Genomic DNA, 18,355 nt, shown 5'->3' with positions numbered 1-18,355 from the left:
ACGATTATTTGTACCACGCCCGCTGGAAATAAAAAAGCCCCCGGCGCCAACGGCACAGGGGGCCAGTCACTCAACCCGGGCTTACAGCGGTTCGGTCTGGGCTTCCACCACCGCCAGCGCCACCATGTTGACGATGCGGCGCACCGAGGCGATCGGCGTCAGGATGTGCACCGGTTTGGCGACCCCCATCAGCACCGGCCCGACGGTCACCCCTTCCGAGCAGGAGACGCGCAGCAGGTTGTAGCTGATGCGCGCCGCTTCCATGTTCGGCATGATCAGCAGGTTGGCCGAGCCTTTCAGCGGGCTGTCCGGCATCAGATCGTGGCGGATGCTCTCCACCAGCGCGGCGTCGCCGTGCATTTCGCCGTCGATCTCCAGCTCCGGCGCCAGCTCGTTCACCAGCTCCAGCGTTTTGCGCATCTTGCGCGCCGCCGGGCAGTCAGACGAGCCGAAGCTGGAATGAGACAGCAGCGCCACCTTCGGTTCGATGCCGAAGCGGCGCACGGTTTCCGCCGCCATCAGGGTGATCTCCGCCAGCTGTTCCGGCGTCGGATCGTCGTTGACGTAGGTGTCGGCGATGAAAGTGTTGCCGCTCGGCAGCAGCAGCGCGTTCATCGCGCCGGCGACGTGCGCGCCTTCACGGAAGCCGAACACGTTCTTCACCACGTCGTAATGCTCGTGGTAGCTGCCGATGGTGCCGCAGATCATCGCATCCGCTTCGCCGCGATGCAGCATGATGGCGGCGATCAGCGTCGGATTGCCGATCACCGCGCGGCGCGCCTGCTCTTGCGAAACGCCGCGGCGTTTCATGATCTGGTAGTACTCTCCCCAGTATTCGTTGAAGCGCGGATCCGACTCGTTGTTCACCACTTCGAAATCTTTGCCCGGCGTCAGCTGCAGGCCCAGCTTTTTCAGGCGCATCTCGATCACGCTCGGCCGGCCGACCAGGATCGGGAAGGCCAGCCCCTGCGACACCAGCTCCTGCGTGGCGTGCAGCACGCGCTCTTCCTCGCCTTCCGCCAGCACCACCCGCTTCACCTCTTTGCGCGCCTGCGAGAAGATCGGTTTCATGAACAGGTTGGTTTTGTAGACGAACTCCGCCAGCTTCTCCACATAGGCGTCGAAGTCTTCGATCGGGCGCGTCGCCACGCCGGAATCCATCGCCGCCTTGGCCACCGCCGGCGCGATCTTGACGATCAGGCGCGGATCGAACGGTTTCGGAATGATGTATTCCGGCCCGAAGGAGAGATCCTGATCGTCATACGCGGAAGCCACCACGTCGCTCTGCTCCGCCAGCGCCAGATCGGCGATGGCATGCACGCAGGCCAGCTTCATCTCTTCGTTGATGGTGGTGGCGCCCACGTCCAGCGCGCCGCGGAAAATGAACGGGAAGCACAGGACGTTGTTCACCTGGTTCGGGTAGTCGGAACGGCCGGTACAGATGATGGCGTCCGGGCGCACCGCTTTGGCCAGCGGCGGCAGAATTTCCGGTTCCGGGTTGGCCAGCGCCATGATCAGCGGATCGCGCGCCATGGTTTTCACCATATCCTGCGTCAGGACGCCCGGCCCGGAGCAGCCGAGGAAGATGTCGGCATTCGGGATGGCGTCGCCCAGCGTGCGCTGGCCGTTATCCTCGATGGCGTAGGCGGCTTTGGTCTGTTCCATATTGGCGTCGCGGCCTTTATAGATGACGCCCTTGGAATCGCAGACGGTGATGTTCTGCTGACGCAGCCCCAGCGCCACCAGCAGGTTCAGGCAGGCGATGGAGGCCGCGCCGGCGCCGGACACCACCAGCCGCACGTCGGAGATATTCTTCTTCACCACGCGCAGGCCGTTGAGCACCGCAGCGGTGGTAATGATCGCCGTGCCGTGCTGGTCGTCGTGGAATACCGGGATCTTCATGCGCTCACGCAGTTTCTGTTCGATGTAGAAACACTCCGGCGCCTTGATGTCTTCCAGGTTGATGCCGCCGAAGGTCGGTTCCAGCGCGGCGATAATATCGATTAACTTGTCAGGGTTATGCTCATCCACTTCGATATCAAATACATCGATACCGGAAAACTTCTTGAACAAAACGCCCTTGCCTTCCATCACCGGCTTACCGGCCAACGCGCCGATATTGCCCAGACCCAGTACCGCCGTGCCGTTGGAAATCACCGCCACCAGATTGCCACGCGCGGTGTATTTGTAGGCCGCCAGCGGATCTTCGGCGATCTCGAGGCAAGGCGCGGCGACGCCCGGCGAATAGGCCAGCGCCAGATCGCGCTGGGTCGCCAACGGTTTGGTAGGGGAAACCTGGATCTTCCCTGGGACAGGAAACTGATGGAAATCAAGGGCACTCTGTTTGAGCTGTTCGTCCATTATGGATTCCTTTGTTTTTTGCTTTTATGTTGAGGTAAGGCTTTGAGGCTGCGCCCTGCCGTGGGCCATGGCGCCCAATTACAATGACAGGGCACAGCCTTGAAGTATAGTGAGAGAAACATCACAAACTTTGAAGCGCGCCATAACCTTGGTCGAAAGAGCGTTTTAAAAGTAAAAAAAGAAGATCTGCGAGACGAGCAGAGAAACGCCGCCGTCAGCGCGGCGGCAGCGTGGCGCGCCAGGCGTTGAGCGTCTCCACCTGGCCGGCGCAAATGTGTAACGAGGTTTGTAACGCCAGGACATAGCTCACCGCATCCCCCCAGGTCTCTCCCTCTAACTGCGGTTGTTCACAGGGAGCGAACACCGACTCAGGGGGCAACAGCGGCACGGCCTGCGGCGTCGGCCGGGCGCAGGAGCTCAAGCACAGCGCCAGGCAGAGGCTGAGCGGCGCAGGGATCGTTTTTAATCGCTTCACGGTATTTCCTCTGATAAGCCTCGTGTTGTTGGCGCAACTGCCGTTCCTGCCGCTGCTGCGCCGCCATCAGCGCGCGATTTTGCGCATCCTGTGTCTGCAAGGTGGCGATAAGCCCCGCCTGCTGCGCCAGGCTTTTTTGCAGTTCCGCCGCCTGTTGCCGCGCGGACGCCAACTGGTGCGACAACAGCGAGCTATAGCCGCCCAGGCAGATGGCCGCCAGCAACAACAGCAGCAAGCCGCCCTGCATCAGTTTTTGCAGCCAGCCGCTCATGCCGGATAGTCCCGGAACGGCAGTTGGAAGTGCGGGCCATCCTTGAGGGTTTTCCACTCGCCGCCCCATTCGACGTTGATGCCGCATTCACGCGCCGCGCACCGCACCGCCACCGCAATCTGCGCGTAGTAATCCCACTCCCAGGAGGCCACGCCCGCCGGCATCGCCACCACGTCCACCGCGTGCCCGGTCAGGTGGCGGCTGCGCAGCGTTTGGCTGCTGCCGGCGCGCACCATTTCCCGCTGGCGCGCCATGCTGCGCAGCCCCTCGCTGACGGAAAACGGCACCAGCGAATAACGCAGCGCCAGGCGAATAACGCGCACCAGATCCGGGTGCACGCCGCGCAGGTTCTCTTCGCTGCGGGCGGTAAAACGAATCTCTTCAATGTCATTTAACATTTTTAAACCCCGTCTTTTTGCCGATGAATTTTTTAATTAAGGCGTTGATGTAATCCGCCCCCATAAAACCAATCAGTACGCTGGCCAAATTCGCCCACTTTAATTCCAGGCCCATCAGCGCCAGCGCATCGCGCACCGTCCAGGCCAATAACGCGCACATCGCCGCATTCAATAAACGGCGCCGAATGCCCACGTTGCGGTAAGCGCCATGTAATAGCGCCATCACGCCGGCCAGAATGGCGTTCAATACCGGCTGAAGATATTCACATACTCGCTGGACTATTAAGCCAACAGCGTCAGGCTCTATGCTGGACATAGCTCATCTCCTTTTTATTTTTAATTAAATGCCAATCACGGCCGGCGGGACATCGGATACTCAGAATCTAGTTAAGGATGCTATTACAAAGCAAATGAATAAATACAGGCCCTATGGTCGAATTCATTCACGCTGAACGTTGGCACAACACATAAAACGCCAATGCATGCGGCAGTTAATAAAAATTCATTCTTATGGTGATTTATTTCGACTTTTATTCTCGATGAAAATAAACATTAATGGCGACGGGGAATATTCCCCCATTGAAAAACATCCACTCTGGAGAAATGCCATGTCCACACGCAAAGCCGTTATTGGGTATTATTTTATTCCGACCAACCAAATCAATAATTACACCGAGACCGATACGTCTGTCGTACCGTTCCCGGTTTCCAACATCACGCCGGCCAAAGCCAAACAGCTGACGCACATTAACTTCTCGTTCCTGGATATCAACAGCAACCTGGAATGCGCCTGGGATCCGGCCACCAACGACGCCAAGGCGCGCGATGTGGTCAATCGTTTAACCGCGCTCAAAGCGCACAACCCCAGCCTGCGCATCATGTTCTCCATCGGCGGCTGGTACTACTCCAACGATCTGGGCGTGTCGCACGCCAACTACGTCAACGCGGTGAAAACCCCGGCGGCGCGCACCAAGTTCGCCCAATCCTGCGTGCGCATCATGAAGGATTACGGCTTCGACGGCGTGGACATCGACTGGGAGTATCCGCAGGCGGCGGAAGTGGACGGTTTCATCGCCGCGCTGCAGGAGATCCGCACCTTGCTGAACCAGCAAACCATCGCGGACAGCCGCCAGGCGTTGCCGTATCAGTTGACCATCGCCGGCGCCGGCGGCGCCTTCTTCCTGTCGCGCTATTACAGCAAGCTGGCGCAAATCGTCGCGCCACTCGATTACATCAACCTGATGACCTACGATCTGGCCGGCCCCTGGGAGAAGATCACCAACCACCAGGCGGCGCTGTTCGGCGACGCGGCCGGGCCGACCTTCTACAACGCGCTGCGCGAAGCCAATCTGGGCTGGAGCTGGGAAGAGCTGACCCGCGCCTTCCCCAGCCCGTTCAGCCTGACGGTCGACGCCGCCGTGCAGCAGCACCTGATGATGGAAGGCGTGCCGAGCGCCAAAATCGTCATGGGCGTGCCCTTCTACGGCCGCGCCTTCAAGGGCGTCAGCGGCGGCAACGGCGGCCAGTACAGCAGCCACAGCACGCCGGGCGAAGATCCGTATCCGAACGCCGATTACTGGCTGGTGGGCTGCGACGAGTGCGTGCGCGACAAGGATCCGCGCATCGCCTCCTATCGCCAGCTGGAGCAGATGCTGCAGGGCAACTACGGCTATCAGCGGTTGTGGAACGATAAGACCAAAACCCCGTATCTGTATCATGCGCAGAACGGGCTGTTTGTCACCTATGACGATGCCGAGAGCTTCAAATACAAAGCGAAGTACATCAAGCAGCAGCAGCTGGGCGGCGTAATGTTCTGGCATTTGGGGCAAGACAACCGCAACGGCGATCTGCTGGCCGCGCTGGATCGCTATTTCAACGCCGCAGACTACGACGACAGCCAGCTGGATATGGGCACCGGCCTGCGATACACCGGCGTCGGCCCCGGCAACCTGCCGATCATGACCGCGCCGGCCTATGTGCCGGGCACCACTTACGCCCAGGGCGCGCTGGTGTCCTACCAAGGCTACGTCTGGCAGACCAAGTGGGGTTACATCACCTCGGCGCCCGGCTCAGACAGCGCCTGGCTGAAGGTGGGCCGCCTGGCGTAAGCCGTAAAAAAACCCCGTAGCCGAATGCTGCGGGGTTTTCATTGAGTTAACCGTTTGATTTTCGCGTCCCTTCGTGTCTATTCCATCAGTTGTGGCACCACGGATAGCCGCCATCCCGTACCACTTCGCGGCCCATCAGGCTGTAGACATCGCTTTTGCGCGTCAGCCGCTCATGCCACCAGTTAAACCCGGCGCCCTTGCTGGCCGGGTGCCACGCCAGCCAAATCATTTCGTCGCCCTTTTGCATTTCCACCGGCACCGTCACCAGTTCGCCGCTGGCCAATTCCTTTTCGATCAAAGCAGGCGGCAGAAAAGCGTGGCCGATGCCGCGTTTGAGCAGCGCCAGGTTGCTTTCCACGTCGCATACCACCAACTGACGCTGCAAGGGCAGCGTGCCGTGATTGCGCTTGGGCAGCTCGTGGCTGCTGTCGGCGATCACCACCACGATGTCGTTCAACCGCTGTTTCTTGCACACCGGTTTTCTCTGCGCCGCGAACGGGTGCGAAGGCGACACGCATAGCACAAAGTTGAGCTTGCCGAGCATCAGGGTTTTGGCCTGCACGCTGTCGGGAATTTGGCCGATGGCGATGATCAGATCCGCCCGGTTGTTCTTCAGCGCATCCCAGGTACCGTTCAACGCTTCCCGCTGCACCGAGATACTGGCGTTCGGGCAATGCTGAATATAGTCGCGGATATCCTGCGTCAGGGTTTCCAACGGGAAGAAGGTGTCTACCGCCAAGCGGATATTATTGTCCAGCTTGGGAATGTTGCGCACCCGGCTTTCCAGATCCTGCACCGCATTTAATATCCAGCTGCCCTCCTGCAGGAGAAACTCCCCTTCATCCGTCAGGGTAATCATGGGGCCATTGCGATGAAAAAGTTTCACGCAGAGTTTGCTTTCAATATTGGAAACCCGATAAGAAATCGCCGAAGGCGTTTTATGCAGTGCCTCCGCCGCCATAGAGAAAGATCCGGTGCTCTTGATGGTGCTGATTATTTTAATCGCGTCCAGGGATAATCTAGTCATACAAATTCCTCTTTAAAATAAAATAAGAAAAATGACACTAAATTCCCAAGGTGGTGGCGCACAAAAATCGATCAAATCGAACAAGGGTACTCATAGCAACAAGCAATATACTTCATAAATGAGAGCGCTATCTTAAATACTATTCATCACGACCTGATATAAAATTCATCATAGCGCCCTACTTTTACACTGTGACAGTTAAATAAATTCGGCCTAACGATCAAAGATCGTCATCATAATATTTTTCGTTAATAGCCAGTAAAACATTCCAATCTACGGCCAAACCAGAATGGTAAAAATAAAACAAGCCGACAAGAGGGGTTATTTCCAATTGCGTTATTAGTCTCTCATTTTGTCGGTGAAATACGCTCAACTTACAACATAATTTCAGTCAGGAGTGACTTATGAACAAAACTTCCCGTACCCTGCTCTCTCTGGGCCTGCTGAGCGCGGCCATGTTCGGCGTTTCACAACAGGCGAATGCTCACGGTTATGTCGAATCGCCGGCCAGCCGCGCCTATCAGTGCAAACTGCAGCTCAACACGCAGTGCGGCAGCGTGCAGTACGAACCGCAGAGCGTCGAAGGCCTGAAAGGCTTCCCACAGGCCGGCCCGGCTGACGGCCACATCGCCAGCGCCGACAAGTCCACCTTCTTCGAACTGGATCAGCAAACGCCGACGCGCTGGAACAAGCTCAACCTGAAAACCGGCCCGAACTCCTTTACCTGGAAGCTGACCGCCCGTCACAGCACCACCAGCTGGCGCTATTTCATCACCAAGCCGAACTGGGACGCTTCGCAGCCGCTGACCCGCGCTTCCTTTGACCTGACGCCGTTCTGCCAGTTCAACGACGGCGGCGCCATCCCTGCCGCACAGGTCACCCACCAGTGCAACATACCGGCAGATCGCAGCGGTTCGCACGTGATCCTTGCCGTGTGGGACATAGCCGACACCGCCAACGCCTTCTATCAGGCGATCGACGTCAACCTGAGCAAATAATCGGTCAAATGAAGAGATCGTTGAGGGTTCAGCCTGGCGCTGAACCCTTTTTTTTTGCAGGTGCCGCTATTGCGACATGTTGAGGATAGTGCGCACATTGAGCGCGCTGGTGGCGATAATGTCGATGGCGCCGGTGCGCAAAGCGCCCAAAATCGCCAACGCCTTGGTATTCTCGGAAGCAATGGCGATCACGCAAGGGATTTTGCGCAGCTCATCAATGCTCAGCCCGATCACTCTGTCATTCATCACCGTGTCGACATGCTGCCCCTGAGCATTGAAAAAGTCATAGCCGGCGATGTCGCCGATCACGCCCTGATTAAGGCTGGCGTCGATAATCTCGTGCGGCGTAAACCACCCCAATTTCACCATATAGCTGTTTTCATTCATGTCGCCAATACCGACTAACGCCACATCGGCCTTACGCGCGCGGTCCAGCGTTTCCTTGATCGTGCCGTTCTGCATGAAGGCGTCTTTCAGCGCGCGATTTTCGACGTAGGCCGGCGCGTAAAGCGTCTCGCTGCTGCCGCCGAACTTCTTCGCCAAGCGCCGACTGATATGGTCGGCGTTGATCGCATCGCCCGGACGGTGGGTGCCGCCGATGCCGCAGATGAACTTGCAGTTGCGTTCCGTCACGCTGCCGACGTGATCGGCGATCGCCGCCACGTTGCGTCCCTGGCCGACCGCCAACACCATATCGTCTTTCAGCGACATCGCCAGATAGTTGGACACCAGCGCCGCCACCTGCCGACGCTGTTCCTCTTCGTCCTGATGGTCGAGCGCGATCAACGCGCGGCTGATGGGAAAACGTTCCATCATCTGCTGTTCCAGCCGGGTGCTGAATACCGGGTGATAACGCACGTTGATCTCGACGATGCCTTCTTCCTTGGCGCGCTTGAGCAAACGACCGACTTTGATCCGTGAGATGCCGAATTTTTTGGCGATCTCTTCCTGCGTGATCTCATCCTGATAATAAGCAACGGCGATTTCGGTCAGCAGTTCGTTATCCTGGGACACAGTTTGTTTTTCCATCCGTTAGACGTTTCCCCACGGCAGGCCGGTTGATGATGGCGGAGGGACGATACACGCCCCTCCGACAAGGCTGAATGCCCGCTAGTATAACGCGTTCAAGCGGCAACGGTATTCAGTCGTTGTTCCACCTCGTCCGCCAATCGGGTCAAGAGCAGGCAGCAAGATACCGCGCCGGCGTCCAGTACGCCGCGCGAACGCTCGCCCAGACGGCTGGCGCGGCCGATTTTCGCCACCAGCTCGCGCGTGGAATCGCGCCCGCGTTCCGCGGCGATCCTCATCTTTTCCAGCGCTGCGGCGAAGTCGTCACCGCGCCCGGCCGCCTGCTCAAACGCCGCCACCGCCGGTATCAGCGTATCCATCAGACACTTGTCGCCCACGCCCGCGCTGCTGATGTCCTGCAGTTCGCTCAATCCGCCGTGCAACATCGCCAAAAATGCCTGCTTATCCAGCACGCTGCGCTCACGGACGCTCTCCGCCATGCCCATGAACAGGCTGCCGTACAGCGGCCCCATCGAACCGCCGATGCCCTCCATCAGCGCATCCGATACCGCATCGAACGCCTGCGCCAGCGTGAGCTCGCGGCCGCGAATGGCATCGCCGCACATCGCGAATCCCTTCGACATATTAATGCCGTGGTCACCGTCGCCGATGGCGCCGTCGATTTCGCTGAGGTATTCGCGGTTGCTGACAATGGTTTCTATCAGCCCCGTAACGATCTCACTGCCGTACCGGGTTGAAATTTGTTCCGTCATGATTCACTCCACCTGGGTTAAGCCTAAAGATTGCGCCGGCATGTCCAGCAGCGTTTTCAGTTCGTCATCCAGCGTCATCAGCGTCAGCGTCACGCCCATCATTTCCAGCGACGTGAAGTAATTGCCGACGTAGCGCCGATGCACCCGCACGCCTTTCGCCGTCAACCGGCGCTCTATTTCGGCATAATAGATATACAGCTCCATCACCGGCGTGGCGCCAAGCCCGGAGATCAGCAACGCCACCTCCTGGCCTTGTTCCAACGGCATATCGTTGAGCACAAAATCGAGCATGGTGCCGGCCATCGCCGACGCCGACTGGATCGGCGATACCTCAATGCCCGGTTCGCCGTGATGGCCGATGCCGATCTCCATCTTGCCGTCTTCGATATGAAAATTGGGTTTGCCGACCGCGGGAATGGTGCAGGAACTGAGGCCGACGCCGATCGAACGACACCGGTCGATGGCTTTTTGCGCCGCGCCGATCACGCCGTCCAGATCGTATCCCTTGGCCGCCGCCGCCGCGCCGACCTTCCACATCAGAATTTCGCCGGCCACGCCGCGTCGCTTATCCCTCTCACTGGCCGGCGCCGAGGCGACGTCATCGTTGGCCACCACGGTTTTCACCCGTATGCCGGCCGCCGTCGCCTTCTTGATCGCCATCTTGACGTTCATGTTATCGCCGGCGTAGTTGCCGTACAGGCAAGCGACGCCCGCACCGCTGTCCGCCGCCTTGAAGGCGTCGAGAAAAGCCCCCGCCGTAGGCGATGAAAAAATCTCGCCAATCGCGACGGCATCCAGCATGTTTTTGCCGACATAGCCCAGGAACGCCGGCTCATGGCCGGAGCCGCCGCCGGTGACGATGCCCACTTTGCCGGCGATCGGCGCAGGCGGATATTTCAACACCCGCGCATTGTCGGTGGCGGCGTAATAGTTCGGGTGGGCCAGCCTGTAGCCCTGGATGGCGTCTTCCACTACGTGATCGGGATCGTTAATGATTCTGTTCATCGCGGCCTCTCTGTCGCCTGAATAAGAAATTATTGAATGGTGTAACCGCCGTCGACCACCAGGTTGGCGCCGGTGATCATCGCCGCCGCGTCACCGGCCAAAAACAGGGCGCTGGCGGCGATATCTTGCGGCTCAGCAAAGCGCCGCAGCGGAATTTTCTGCTTCATCTGCTCAGCCACCTCGCCAGACCAGGCCTTACGGCCCAGCTCCGTCAAAACCACGGTGGGTGAAATGGCGTTGACCCGCACGTTGTGCGGCCCCCACTCCAGCGCCAGCACCTGGGTCAACCCGATAACGCCCGCTTTGCTGGCGCAATAGGCCAGGTGATTAGGCAAAGCCACCACCCCGGCCTGCGAGGCGAGATTGATGATGCTGCCGCCGCGCTGACTAATGAAACGGCGCCCTACCGCCTGGCAGGTAAGAAACACGCCTTTCAGATTGACCGCCAGGGTTGCATCCCACGCCGTTTCCGGCAGCTCCTCAGCCGGATGCAGCGCGACGATGCCGGCGCTGTTGACCAGCACGTCCAGCCGCCCGAAATGCGCCTCAATCTGCGCCACCGCCCGCTCCACCGACGCGGCATCGGTGACGTCGGCCACGACGCCCAACGCCGCCTCGGCGTCCAGCTGTCGCGCCACTTCCGCAACCTGCGGCGCCCGATCGAGCAGCGCCACGCGCGCGCCGTTTTGCAGATAGCGTTCGGCAATCGCGAGACCGATCCCCGCAGCGCCGCCGGTAATCAGCGCCACCTTGCCCTGCAGCGAGAGCTCGCTCGGCGCCGTAGTTTGATGATTAATCATAAATTTCCCCTTAAAACTGTGAACTTCACGATCGGTCAGGATATTTTCGCCAAACTCGCGCCGCGTTCCTCCTGCGCCGTCGCGCTTTCTTTCGGCAGCGTGACAAATTTCATCAGCACGCCGCTGAACAGGTACAAGCCGGTAAAGATCCAGATCACGCCAACGGTGCCGAGACTGCCGATAAACAGCCCCACCACCGCCGGGCCGACAAAGGTGCTCAGGCCGGCGCCCAGATTGAGAATCGACATCGCCGCGCCCTTATTATCCGGCGCCAGCGACGGCATGATGGCCGACAACGGCACAAACGCCGCCAGACAGGCGCCGAACAACCCGGCGGCGCACACGGTCAGCAGATAATTGGCGCCGAAGAATTGCGGCACGTAGTAGAACATCAGCGTGGTCAAGGCGCAGCCGACGCAGCCAAACCACATCACCACATTGCGCCAGCCGAGCCCGTCGCTGATCACGCCGAAAATCAGGTTGAAAATGATGTTGACCGTCCACAGCGCGGCGTACATCTGCAGCCAATGCGTGCGGGTGAACCCCATATCCATCATGTACATGGGCATGAATACGACGAAGCCGTAAGCCGCAGAGGTATTAATGGTGCGCACGATGCCGCCCAGGCCAATCTTCGGGTTTTCAAACGCGATGGTGATGCCCTTCAAGACGTAACCCAGCGACGCTTTTTCCCGGTTGCCGCTCTGTGCCGCACCGTCGTCGCGATTGAGCATCAGCGCAATCACCGCGCCCAGCACGACGAAAATCAGCGCGCTCCACAGCGTGTGGATCTCGCCGAGATAAGGCAGCATGATGCTGGAATACAGCACGCCCAGCACGCTGAGCCCGCCGCTGTAGACGAACCAGAAAATCCCCACCGCCGACCCCAGCCTTTCCGGCGGCGCCTCATACGCCACCCACACCAGAAAACCGTAGGCAAATAGCGGATAGCCCAAGCCGCGCAGCGCATAGGTCGGCACCATGATCGCCAGGTTGTTGCTCGGCAGGCCGAACGTCAAAAAACACACCGAACCGAATAGAAACAGCAGCAGGCCGGCCAACATCACCCGCCGGGCGGTAAAGATTTCCGCCAGCACGCCGGAAAACCAGGCGGCGATCGCGGCCGCAAAGCCATAAACGCTGAACAGCAGCGCCGATTCCTGAATGCTAAGCCCTTTGCCAATCAAATAAGGCGACAGCCATCCTTGTTCCAGCCCTTCGCCCATCATGAACACCAACACGCCGGCATAGCCCAGCAGCAGTTTCGGTGACAGACCAATGCGATGAATCAGTCCATGCAACATAGAACACCCCAGCACATGTGATTATGGAGGCGCAGGCTCGCCCGCCCCCGAGGAACGACGCAGGTTTCAGAGGTTTGGATTAAGCACCACTTTGATTGAACCGATGCCGCGCTTCATCAGCTCGAAACCTTCGGCGAACTGTTCCAGCGGCAACGTATGCGTCACCACGCCTTCGGTCGGCAGATCGCCATTGGCGATGCCTTCGATCACCAGCGGGTAGCAGTAAGGGCCGAGGTGCGAACCGAGCACGTCCAGCTCCTTGCGGTCGCTGATGATGCTCCAATCGACGGTCACCGGATCCTTGAACACGGAAAATTCGACGAAGGTGCCGAGCTTGCGGATCAGCGTCAGGCCCTGTTCCACGGACTTCTGTGCGCCGGTCGCCTCGATGTAGATGTCGCAGCCGTAGCCGTCGGTCATCGCTTTAACCGCGGCGGGCACGTCGTCACGGGTGGGATTCAGCGTCACATCCGCGCCGAAGCGCTTCGCCAAGGCCAGACGTTCGTCGGACAGATCCAGCACCACCAGCTTCGAAGGCCCGGACTTTTTGATCGCCCCGATCATGCCCAGCCCCAGAGTGCCGGCGCCGGCCAACACCACCACATCGCCCAGTTTGATATTGGCGCGTTGCACCGCATGGAAGGAGCAAGCATAGGGTTCGATCAGAATGGCTTTTTCGATCGGCAGGTCGGCCGGCACATGGTAGTTAATCGCCTCTTTGGTGAACTTCATGTACTCGGCCATGCCGCCGTTAACGTTTTTCTGGAAACCGTACAGGTCATGCTTTTCGCACATCCAATACTGACCGCGGTTGCAGAAGCGGCATTGCCAGCAGGGAACGATTTGTTCTGATATCACGCGATCGCCGAGATTGAAGCCCTCGACGCCTTCGCCGTACCCCACGACATGGCCAATAAATTCATGGCCGGGGATCATCGGCGCCTTGATGTACGCCGGTTGTTTTTCATCGCCCCAGAAGCTGGGCGCCCCTTCGAACGCTTTAACATCACCGGCGCAGATGCCGCAGGCCTCGATCTTCACCAGGATCTCTTTCGGGCCGATCTTCGGTACCGGCACCTGTTCCAGGCGGTAATCTTTCGGGGCGTACGCCACAACCGCCTTCATGATCTCGGGGATACCGGCCGCCATTTTCGCCTCTGTTATGCAGGTCTGACACATAGCACTCTCCTCTGGTAGGGGAACTTATTTTGATCATTAATACAAACAAAGAACAAATGAACACTAACGCCGCGCGTTCAATTTGCCCACAGTGAACTTATCAAAGTGTGATATCGCTCAAAAACCCGTCTCAACTAGGGTAAACAACGATTGAAAGCCCTTTTTTAGTGACTGATATCACCTTTTACAGTGGCAAACTGAAAAATCCAGCAAAAAACAAAAGAACATCAATTGAACATTTGATTAAACAGGGATACGGTAATGAACGTGGCGCCACCGAGGATCGCCACCCTTTTCGTTACCAATCAGGAGACCGCTATGCTGCCTATCGCCATCGGCGCCGATGATGCCGCCATTGAACTGAAGGATCTGATCGTTGCCCACCTGCAACAACGGGACATCCCCGTCATTGACTACACGACGGATCGCGCCGCAGAAACGGGGATCTATCCCGATATCGCCTATCGCGTCGCGCAGGCGATACGGGAGGAAAAACATCGGCGGGGCATCCTGCTGTGCGGCACCGGCATCGGTATGAGCATCGTGGCCAATAAAGTGCCCGGCATTCGTGCGGCGCAATGTCACGATACCTACTCCGCCCAACGGGCGCGCAAAAGCAATGATGCTCAGATCATCACGCTGGGCGCGCGGGTCATCGGTGCCGAACTGGCGAAAACCATCGTCGATGCCTGGCTGGAATCGGAGTTTGAAGGGGGAGGATCGGCGCCGAAAGTCGAGCGAATCGGCTATTACGAAAACGCGGCCGGACGGCGTTAAACCGCCTGCAGTCTCGATGGCGGTCGCGCGCAAGCCGCGCTCCGCCTGGGTTTATTCGGCATTCATTGTTATTATCCATCGCAACAATCAGAAAAAGCGCATTTTCATTCTCGATCCGATGATGCAGTGTGTTCCCCCTATGATGAAAAAGGTTCTCATTTCCCTACATTGAGCTTGGTCAAGGAGCTTATCAATGAATCAATTAGACGCACTCAAGCAGCTGACCACGGTGGTCGCCGACAGCGGCGATATCGAATCCATCCGCCAGTTCGAACCCCAGGACGCCACCACCAACCCTTCGCTGATCCTGAAAGCCGCCGCGCTGCCGCAGTACAAAGCGCTGATCACCGAAGCGCTGGAGTATGCCCGCCGCCAGGGCGGCAGCAAGGAAACCCAGCTGATCAACGCCAGCGATAAACTGGCGGTCAACATCGGCGTCGAGATCCTCAAAAGCGTGCCGGGCCGCATCTCCACCGAAGTGGACGCCCGCCTGTCGTTCGATCGCGGCATGTGCGTCGCCAAAGCGCGCAAACTGATCGGCATGTATCAGGAACAGGGCATCGACAAATCGCGCATCCTGATCAAACTGGCTTCCACCTGGGAAGGCATCAAAGCCGCCGAAGAGCTGGAAAAAGAAGGCATCAACACCAACCTGACGCTGCTGTTCTCCTTCGCCCAGGCCCGCGCCTGCGCCGAAGCCGGCGTGTATCTGATCTCGCCGTTCGTCGGCCGCATCTATGACTGGTATCAGGCCAAACAGCCTGCCGCCGACTACGACGCCGATCAGGATCCGGGCGTGAAATCGGTGCGCACCATCTATGAGTACTACAAGCGTCATCGTTACCAGACGGTGATCATGGGCGCCAGCTTCCGCAAGGTTGAGCAAATCCTGGCGCTGGCCGGCTGCGATCGCCTGACCATCGCGCCGAACCTGCTGGAACAGCTGAAAAACAGCGAACAGCCGGTCGAGCGCAAGCTGACCCCGTCGACCGAGGGCTTCCACCAACCTGCCCCGCTGGCCGAAGCGGAGTTCCGCTGGCTGCACAACCAGGACGCCATGGCGGTGGAAAAACTCGCCGAAGGCATTCGCCTGTTCGCCGTCGACCAGCAGAAGCTGGAAGACATGTTGGCCGCTCAACTGTAATCGCACTGGAGTTTCGTTATGTCTTCTCGTAAAGAGCTTGCCAACGCTATCCGCGCACTCAGCATGGACGCCGTACAAAAAGCAAATTCCGGCCACCCGGGGGCCCCTATGGGCATGGCGGACATCGCCGAAGTCCTGTGGCGTGACTATCTCAACCACAACCCGACTAACCCGCACTGGGCTGACCGCGACCGTTTCGTGCTCTCCAACGGCCACGGCTCCATGTTGATTTACAGCCTCCTGCACCTCACCGGCTATGACCTGCCGATGCGCGAGCTGGAAAACTTCCGTCAGCTGCACTCCAAAACCCCGGGCCACCCGGAGTACGGCTACACCCCGGGCGTTGAAACCACCACCGGCCCGCTGGGCCAGGGCATCGCCAACGCCGTCGGCTTCGCCATCGCCGAACGCACCCTGGCGGCGCAGTTCAACCGCCCCGGCCACGACATCGTCGACCACCACACCTACGCCTTCATGGGCGACGGCTGCATGATGGAAGGCATCTCGCACGAAGTCTGCTCCCTGGCCGGCACCCTCAAGCTCGGCAAGCTGACCGCCTTCTACGATGACAACGGCATCTCCATCGACGGCCACGTCGACGGCTGGTTCACCGACGACACCGCCCTGCGTTTCGAAGCCTACGGCTGGCACGTGGTGCGCAACGTCGACGGCCACAACCCGGACGCCATCAAGGCCGCGATTGAAGAAGCCCGCAAGGTGACCGACAAGCCGTCACTGCTGATGTGCAAGACCGTTATCGGCTTCGGTTCGCCGAACAAGGCCGGCACCCATGACGTGCACGGCGCCGCGCTGGGCGCCGCCGAAGTGGCCGCCACCCGCGAAGCGCTGGGCTGGAAATACGCCGCCTTTGAAATCCCGCAGGACATCTACGCTCAGTGGGACGCCAAAGAAGCCGGTCAGGCCAAGGAAGCGGCCTGGAACGACAAGTTCGCCGCCTACGCCAGGGCCTTCCCGGAACTGGCCGCCGAGTTCAAGCGCCGCATGAACGGCGAGCTGCCGGCCGACTGGAAAGCTGACGCCAAAGCGTTCGTGGAAAAACTGCAGGCCAACCCGGCCAACATCGCCAGCCGCAAGGCGTCGCAGAACGCGCTGGAAGCGTTCGGCAAGGTGCTGCCGGAGTTCCTGGGCGGCTCCGCCGACCTGGCGCCGAGCAACCTGACCATGTGGTCCGGCTCGAAAGCGCTGAACGTTGACCCGGCGGGCAACTACATTCATTACGGCGTGCGCGAGTTCGGCATGACCGCCATCACCAACGGCATCGCGCTGCACGGCGGCTTCCTGCCGTACTCGGCGACCTTCCTGATGTTCGTGGAATACGCCCGCAACGCGGTGCGCATGGCGGCGCTGATGAAGCTGCGCAACGTGTTCGTCTACACCCACGACTCCATCGGTCTGGGCGAAGACGGCCCGACCCACCAGCCGGTGGAGCAGCTGGCGAGCCTGCGCGTGACCCCGAACATGAGCACCTGGCGCCCGTGTGACCAGGTGGAATCGGCGGTGGCGTGGCAGTACGGCATCGAGCGCAACGACGGCCCGACCACCCTGGTGTTCTCGCGCCAGAACCTGACCCAGCAGCCGCGCACCGCAGAGCAGCTGGCGAACGTGTACCGCGGCGGCTACGTGCTGAAAGACTGCGCGGGCACGCCGGACGTCATCCTGATCGCCACCGGCTCTGAAGTGGGCATCACGGTGGAAGCGGCGGACAAGCTGACCGCGGCGGGCCGCAAGGTGCGGGTGGTGTCAATGCCGTCGACCGACGCGTTCGACAAGCAGGATGCGGCGTACCGCGAGTCGGTGCTGCCGGCGGCGGTGACGGCGCGTGTGGCGGTGGAAGCGGGTATCGCGGACTACTGGTACAAGTACGTGGGGCTGAACGGCGCCATCGTGGGCATGACCACCTTCGGTGAGTCGGCGCCGGCGGAGCAGCTGTTCGCCGAGTTCGGCTTCACCGTGGACAACGTGGTGGCGAAGGCGCAGGCGCTGCTGAAGTAAGCGGCCTGGCGCCAGCCGATAAAAAAGCCGGTCATCATGACCGGCTTTTTTTATTCCATCACCCGATGAATCTGCAAATACTGCAGCAGCATGATGGTCTTGCCGTCTTTAATGCGGCCATCGGCAATCATCGCCACCGCGTCGCTGAACGGCAGTTCGATCACTTCGATATCTTCATCTTCAATGCCGCCGCCGGCCGCGCGCCGCTCATCGTCATGGTATTCGGCGATAAAGAAGTGCACGATCTCGGTCACGCCGCCCGGCGACATGTAGGCTTCGAAGATTTTCTTGACCTCGCCCACCTGAAAACCGGTCTCTTCCACCGCTTCGCGGCGCGCGCACTGCTCCGGCGAATCGGCGTCCAGCAGACCGGCGCAGGCCTCAAGCAGCATGCCGCTTTCGTTGCCGTTGACGTAGGTCGGCATGCGGAACTGGTTGGTCAGCACCACCGTGCCCTTGGCGCGGTTGTACAGCAAAATGGTGGCGCCGTTGCCGCGATCGTAAACCTCGCGCATCTGTTGCACCGAACCGCCGTTTTTGCGTTTCAGATCGAACGTGTACTTGTGCAGCACATACCAGTTGTCCGACAACAGCTCTTTCTTCACATTCTCAATTTTCGACGACATGACCCTTTTTCCTTGAGTTGCAACGTGAAAATCATACCGCGATTACGCTGCGCCGCAGCAGACGATTTGCAACAAAAATCACAACGCC

At 59.4% G+C, this 18,355-nt stretch carries 18 protein-coding genes; 5 read left to right on the top strand and 13 right to left on the bottom strand.

Going from position 1 to position 18,355, the window contains the following annotated elements; translation table 11 throughout:
- Nucleotides 1-81: 81 nt before the first annotated feature.
- From maeB to CRO23_RS06120, 5 genes are all read right to left on the bottom strand, one after another.
- Nucleotides 82-2,361, bottom strand: a complete 2,280-nt coding sequence (gene maeB / locus CRO23_RS06135; RefSeq protein WP_016926766.1) for an NADP-dependent oxaloacetate-decarboxylating malate dehydrogenase — start codon at nt 2,359-2,361, stop codon at nt 82-84.
- 214 nt (nt 2,362-2,575) lie between these two features.
- Nucleotides 2,576-2,749 (bottom strand): Rz1-like lysis system protein LysC, encoded by a 174-nt coding sequence (gene lysC / locus CRO23_RS25390; RefSeq protein WP_033634179.1) that lies wholly within the window; start codon nt 2,747-2,749, stop codon nt 2,576-2,578.
- On the bottom strand, nt 2,730-3,107 hold the full coding sequence (locus tag CRO23_RS06130) for a DUF2570 family protein (protein WP_028127771.1): 378 nt from the start codon (nt 3,105-3,107) through the stop codon (nt 2,730-2,732). Before CRO23_RS06130 ends, lysC begins: the two co-directional genes overlap by 20 nt.
- Complete coding sequence (locus CRO23_RS06125) at nt 3,104-3,505, bottom strand: M15 family metallopeptidase (protein ID WP_079452158.1); 402 nt, start codon at nt 3,503-3,505, stop codon at nt 3,104-3,106. The genes CRO23_RS06130 and CRO23_RS06125 overlap by 4 nt, the downstream gene beginning before the upstream one ends.
- Nucleotides 3,495-3,821: a phage holin, lambda family gene (locus CRO23_RS06120; protein WP_004936551.1), complete on the bottom strand. Its 327-nt coding sequence runs from the start codon at nt 3,819-3,821 to the stop codon at nt 3,495-3,497. Before CRO23_RS06120 ends, CRO23_RS06125 begins: the two co-directional genes overlap by 11 nt.
- Before the next feature lie 292 nt (nt 3,822-4,113).
- Between CRO23_RS06120 and CRO23_RS06115 the strand changes: the two genes are divergently transcribed.
- Nucleotides 4,114-5,613, top strand: a complete 1,500-nt coding sequence (locus tag CRO23_RS06115) for a glycosyl hydrolase family 18 protein (protein ID WP_079452157.1) — start codon at nt 4,114-4,116, stop codon at nt 5,611-5,613.
- 85 nt (nt 5,614-5,698) lie between these two features.
- Here the strand turns inward: CRO23_RS06115 and CRO23_RS06110 are convergent, their stop codons facing one another.
- Nucleotides 5,699-6,640 (bottom strand): LysR family transcriptional regulator, encoded by a 942-nt coding sequence (locus tag CRO23_RS06110; RefSeq protein WP_025303805.1) that lies wholly within the window; start codon nt 6,638-6,640, stop codon nt 5,699-5,701.
- A gap of 404 nt (nt 6,641-7,044) precedes the next feature.
- Between CRO23_RS06110 and CRO23_RS06105 the strand changes: the two genes are divergently transcribed.
- Entirely contained in the window at nt 7,045-7,638 is a 594-nt protein-coding gene (locus tag CRO23_RS06105) for a lytic polysaccharide monooxygenase (RefSeq protein WP_004936574.1), read from the top strand.
- Between the two features lie 66 nt (nt 7,639-7,704).
- Here the strand turns inward: CRO23_RS06105 and CRO23_RS06100 are convergent, their stop codons facing one another.
- The 6 genes from CRO23_RS06100 to CRO23_RS06075 form a co-directional block, all read right to left on the bottom strand.
- Nucleotides 7,705-8,667 (bottom strand): sugar-binding transcriptional regulator, encoded by a 963-nt coding sequence (locus tag CRO23_RS06100; protein ID WP_004936575.1) that lies wholly within the window; start codon nt 8,665-8,667, stop codon nt 7,705-7,707.
- Nucleotides 8,668-8,762: 95 nt separating this feature from the next.
- On the bottom strand, nt 8,763-9,419 hold the full coding sequence (gene dhaL / locus CRO23_RS06095) for a dihydroxyacetone kinase subunit DhaL (RefSeq protein ID WP_033639687.1): 657 nt from the start codon (nt 9,417-9,419) through the stop codon (nt 8,763-8,765).
- Between the two features lie 3 nt (nt 9,420-9,422).
- Nucleotides 9,423-10,424, bottom strand: coding sequence for a dihydroxyacetone kinase subunit DhaK (locus tag CRO23_RS06090; RefSeq protein ID WP_033639686.1), 1,002 nt, complete (start codon nt 10,422-10,424; stop codon nt 9,423-9,425).
- Between the two features lie 29 nt (nt 10,425-10,453).
- Nucleotides 10,454-11,224: an SDR family oxidoreductase gene (locus CRO23_RS06085; RefSeq protein ID WP_097101567.1), complete on the bottom strand. Its 771-nt coding sequence runs from the start codon at nt 11,222-11,224 to the stop codon at nt 10,454-10,456.
- Nucleotides 11,225-11,259: 35 nt separating this feature from the next.
- Nucleotides 11,260-12,528 carry an MFS transporter gene (locus tag CRO23_RS06080; RefSeq protein ID WP_004936588.1) on the bottom strand — a complete coding sequence of 423 codons (1,269 nt, stop codon included), beginning with the start codon at nt 12,526-12,528 and terminating at the stop codon, nt 11,260-11,262.
- A gap of 66 nt (nt 12,529-12,594) precedes the next feature.
- Nucleotides 12,595-13,707, bottom strand: coding sequence for an MDR/zinc-dependent alcohol dehydrogenase-like family protein (locus tag CRO23_RS06075; protein ID WP_028127773.1), 1,113 nt, complete (start codon nt 13,705-13,707; stop codon nt 12,595-12,597).
- A 318-nt stretch (nt 13,708-14,025) separates the two neighbouring features.
- On the opposite strand from CRO23_RS06075, the gene rpiB reads away from it, so the two are divergent.
- From rpiB to tkt, 3 genes are all read left to right on the top strand, one after another.
- Complete coding sequence (gene rpiB / locus CRO23_RS06070; protein WP_004936593.1) at nt 14,026-14,484, top strand: ribose 5-phosphate isomerase B; 459 nt, start codon at nt 14,026-14,028, stop codon at nt 14,482-14,484.
- 193 nt (nt 14,485-14,677) lie between these two features.
- Nucleotides 14,678-15,628 carry a transaldolase gene (tal, locus tag CRO23_RS06065; RefSeq protein WP_016926754.1) on the top strand — a complete coding sequence of 317 codons (951 nt, stop codon included), beginning with the start codon at nt 14,678-14,680 and terminating at the stop codon, nt 15,626-15,628.
- Nucleotides 15,629-15,646: 18 nt separating this feature from the next.
- Nucleotides 15,647-17,641 carry a transketolase gene (gene tkt, locus CRO23_RS06060; protein ID WP_033632127.1) on the top strand — a complete coding sequence of 665 codons (1,995 nt, stop codon included), beginning with the start codon at nt 15,647-15,649 and terminating at the stop codon, nt 17,639-17,641.
- 50 nt (nt 17,642-17,691) lie between these two features.
- On the opposite strand, the gene nudK is transcribed toward tkt, so the two are convergent.
- The gene (gene nudK / locus CRO23_RS06055) at nt 17,692-18,267 is read right to left on the bottom strand and encodes a GDP-mannose pyrophosphatase NudK (RefSeq protein WP_016926753.1); all 576 of its coding nucleotides are present in this window, start codon (nt 18,265-18,267) and stop codon (nt 17,692-17,694) included.
- Between the last annotated feature and the right edge of the window lie 88 nt (nt 18,268-18,355).

Source organism: Serratia sp. JKS296, from assembly GCF_900215445.1.
In the GTDB taxonomy this organism is placed as follows: domain Bacteria; phylum Pseudomonadota; class Gammaproteobacteria; order Enterobacterales; family Enterobacteriaceae; genus Serratia; species Serratia marcescens.
Note: the sequence above shows the minus strand (reverse complement) of the source record. Positions and strands in the feature narration are given on the sequence as shown.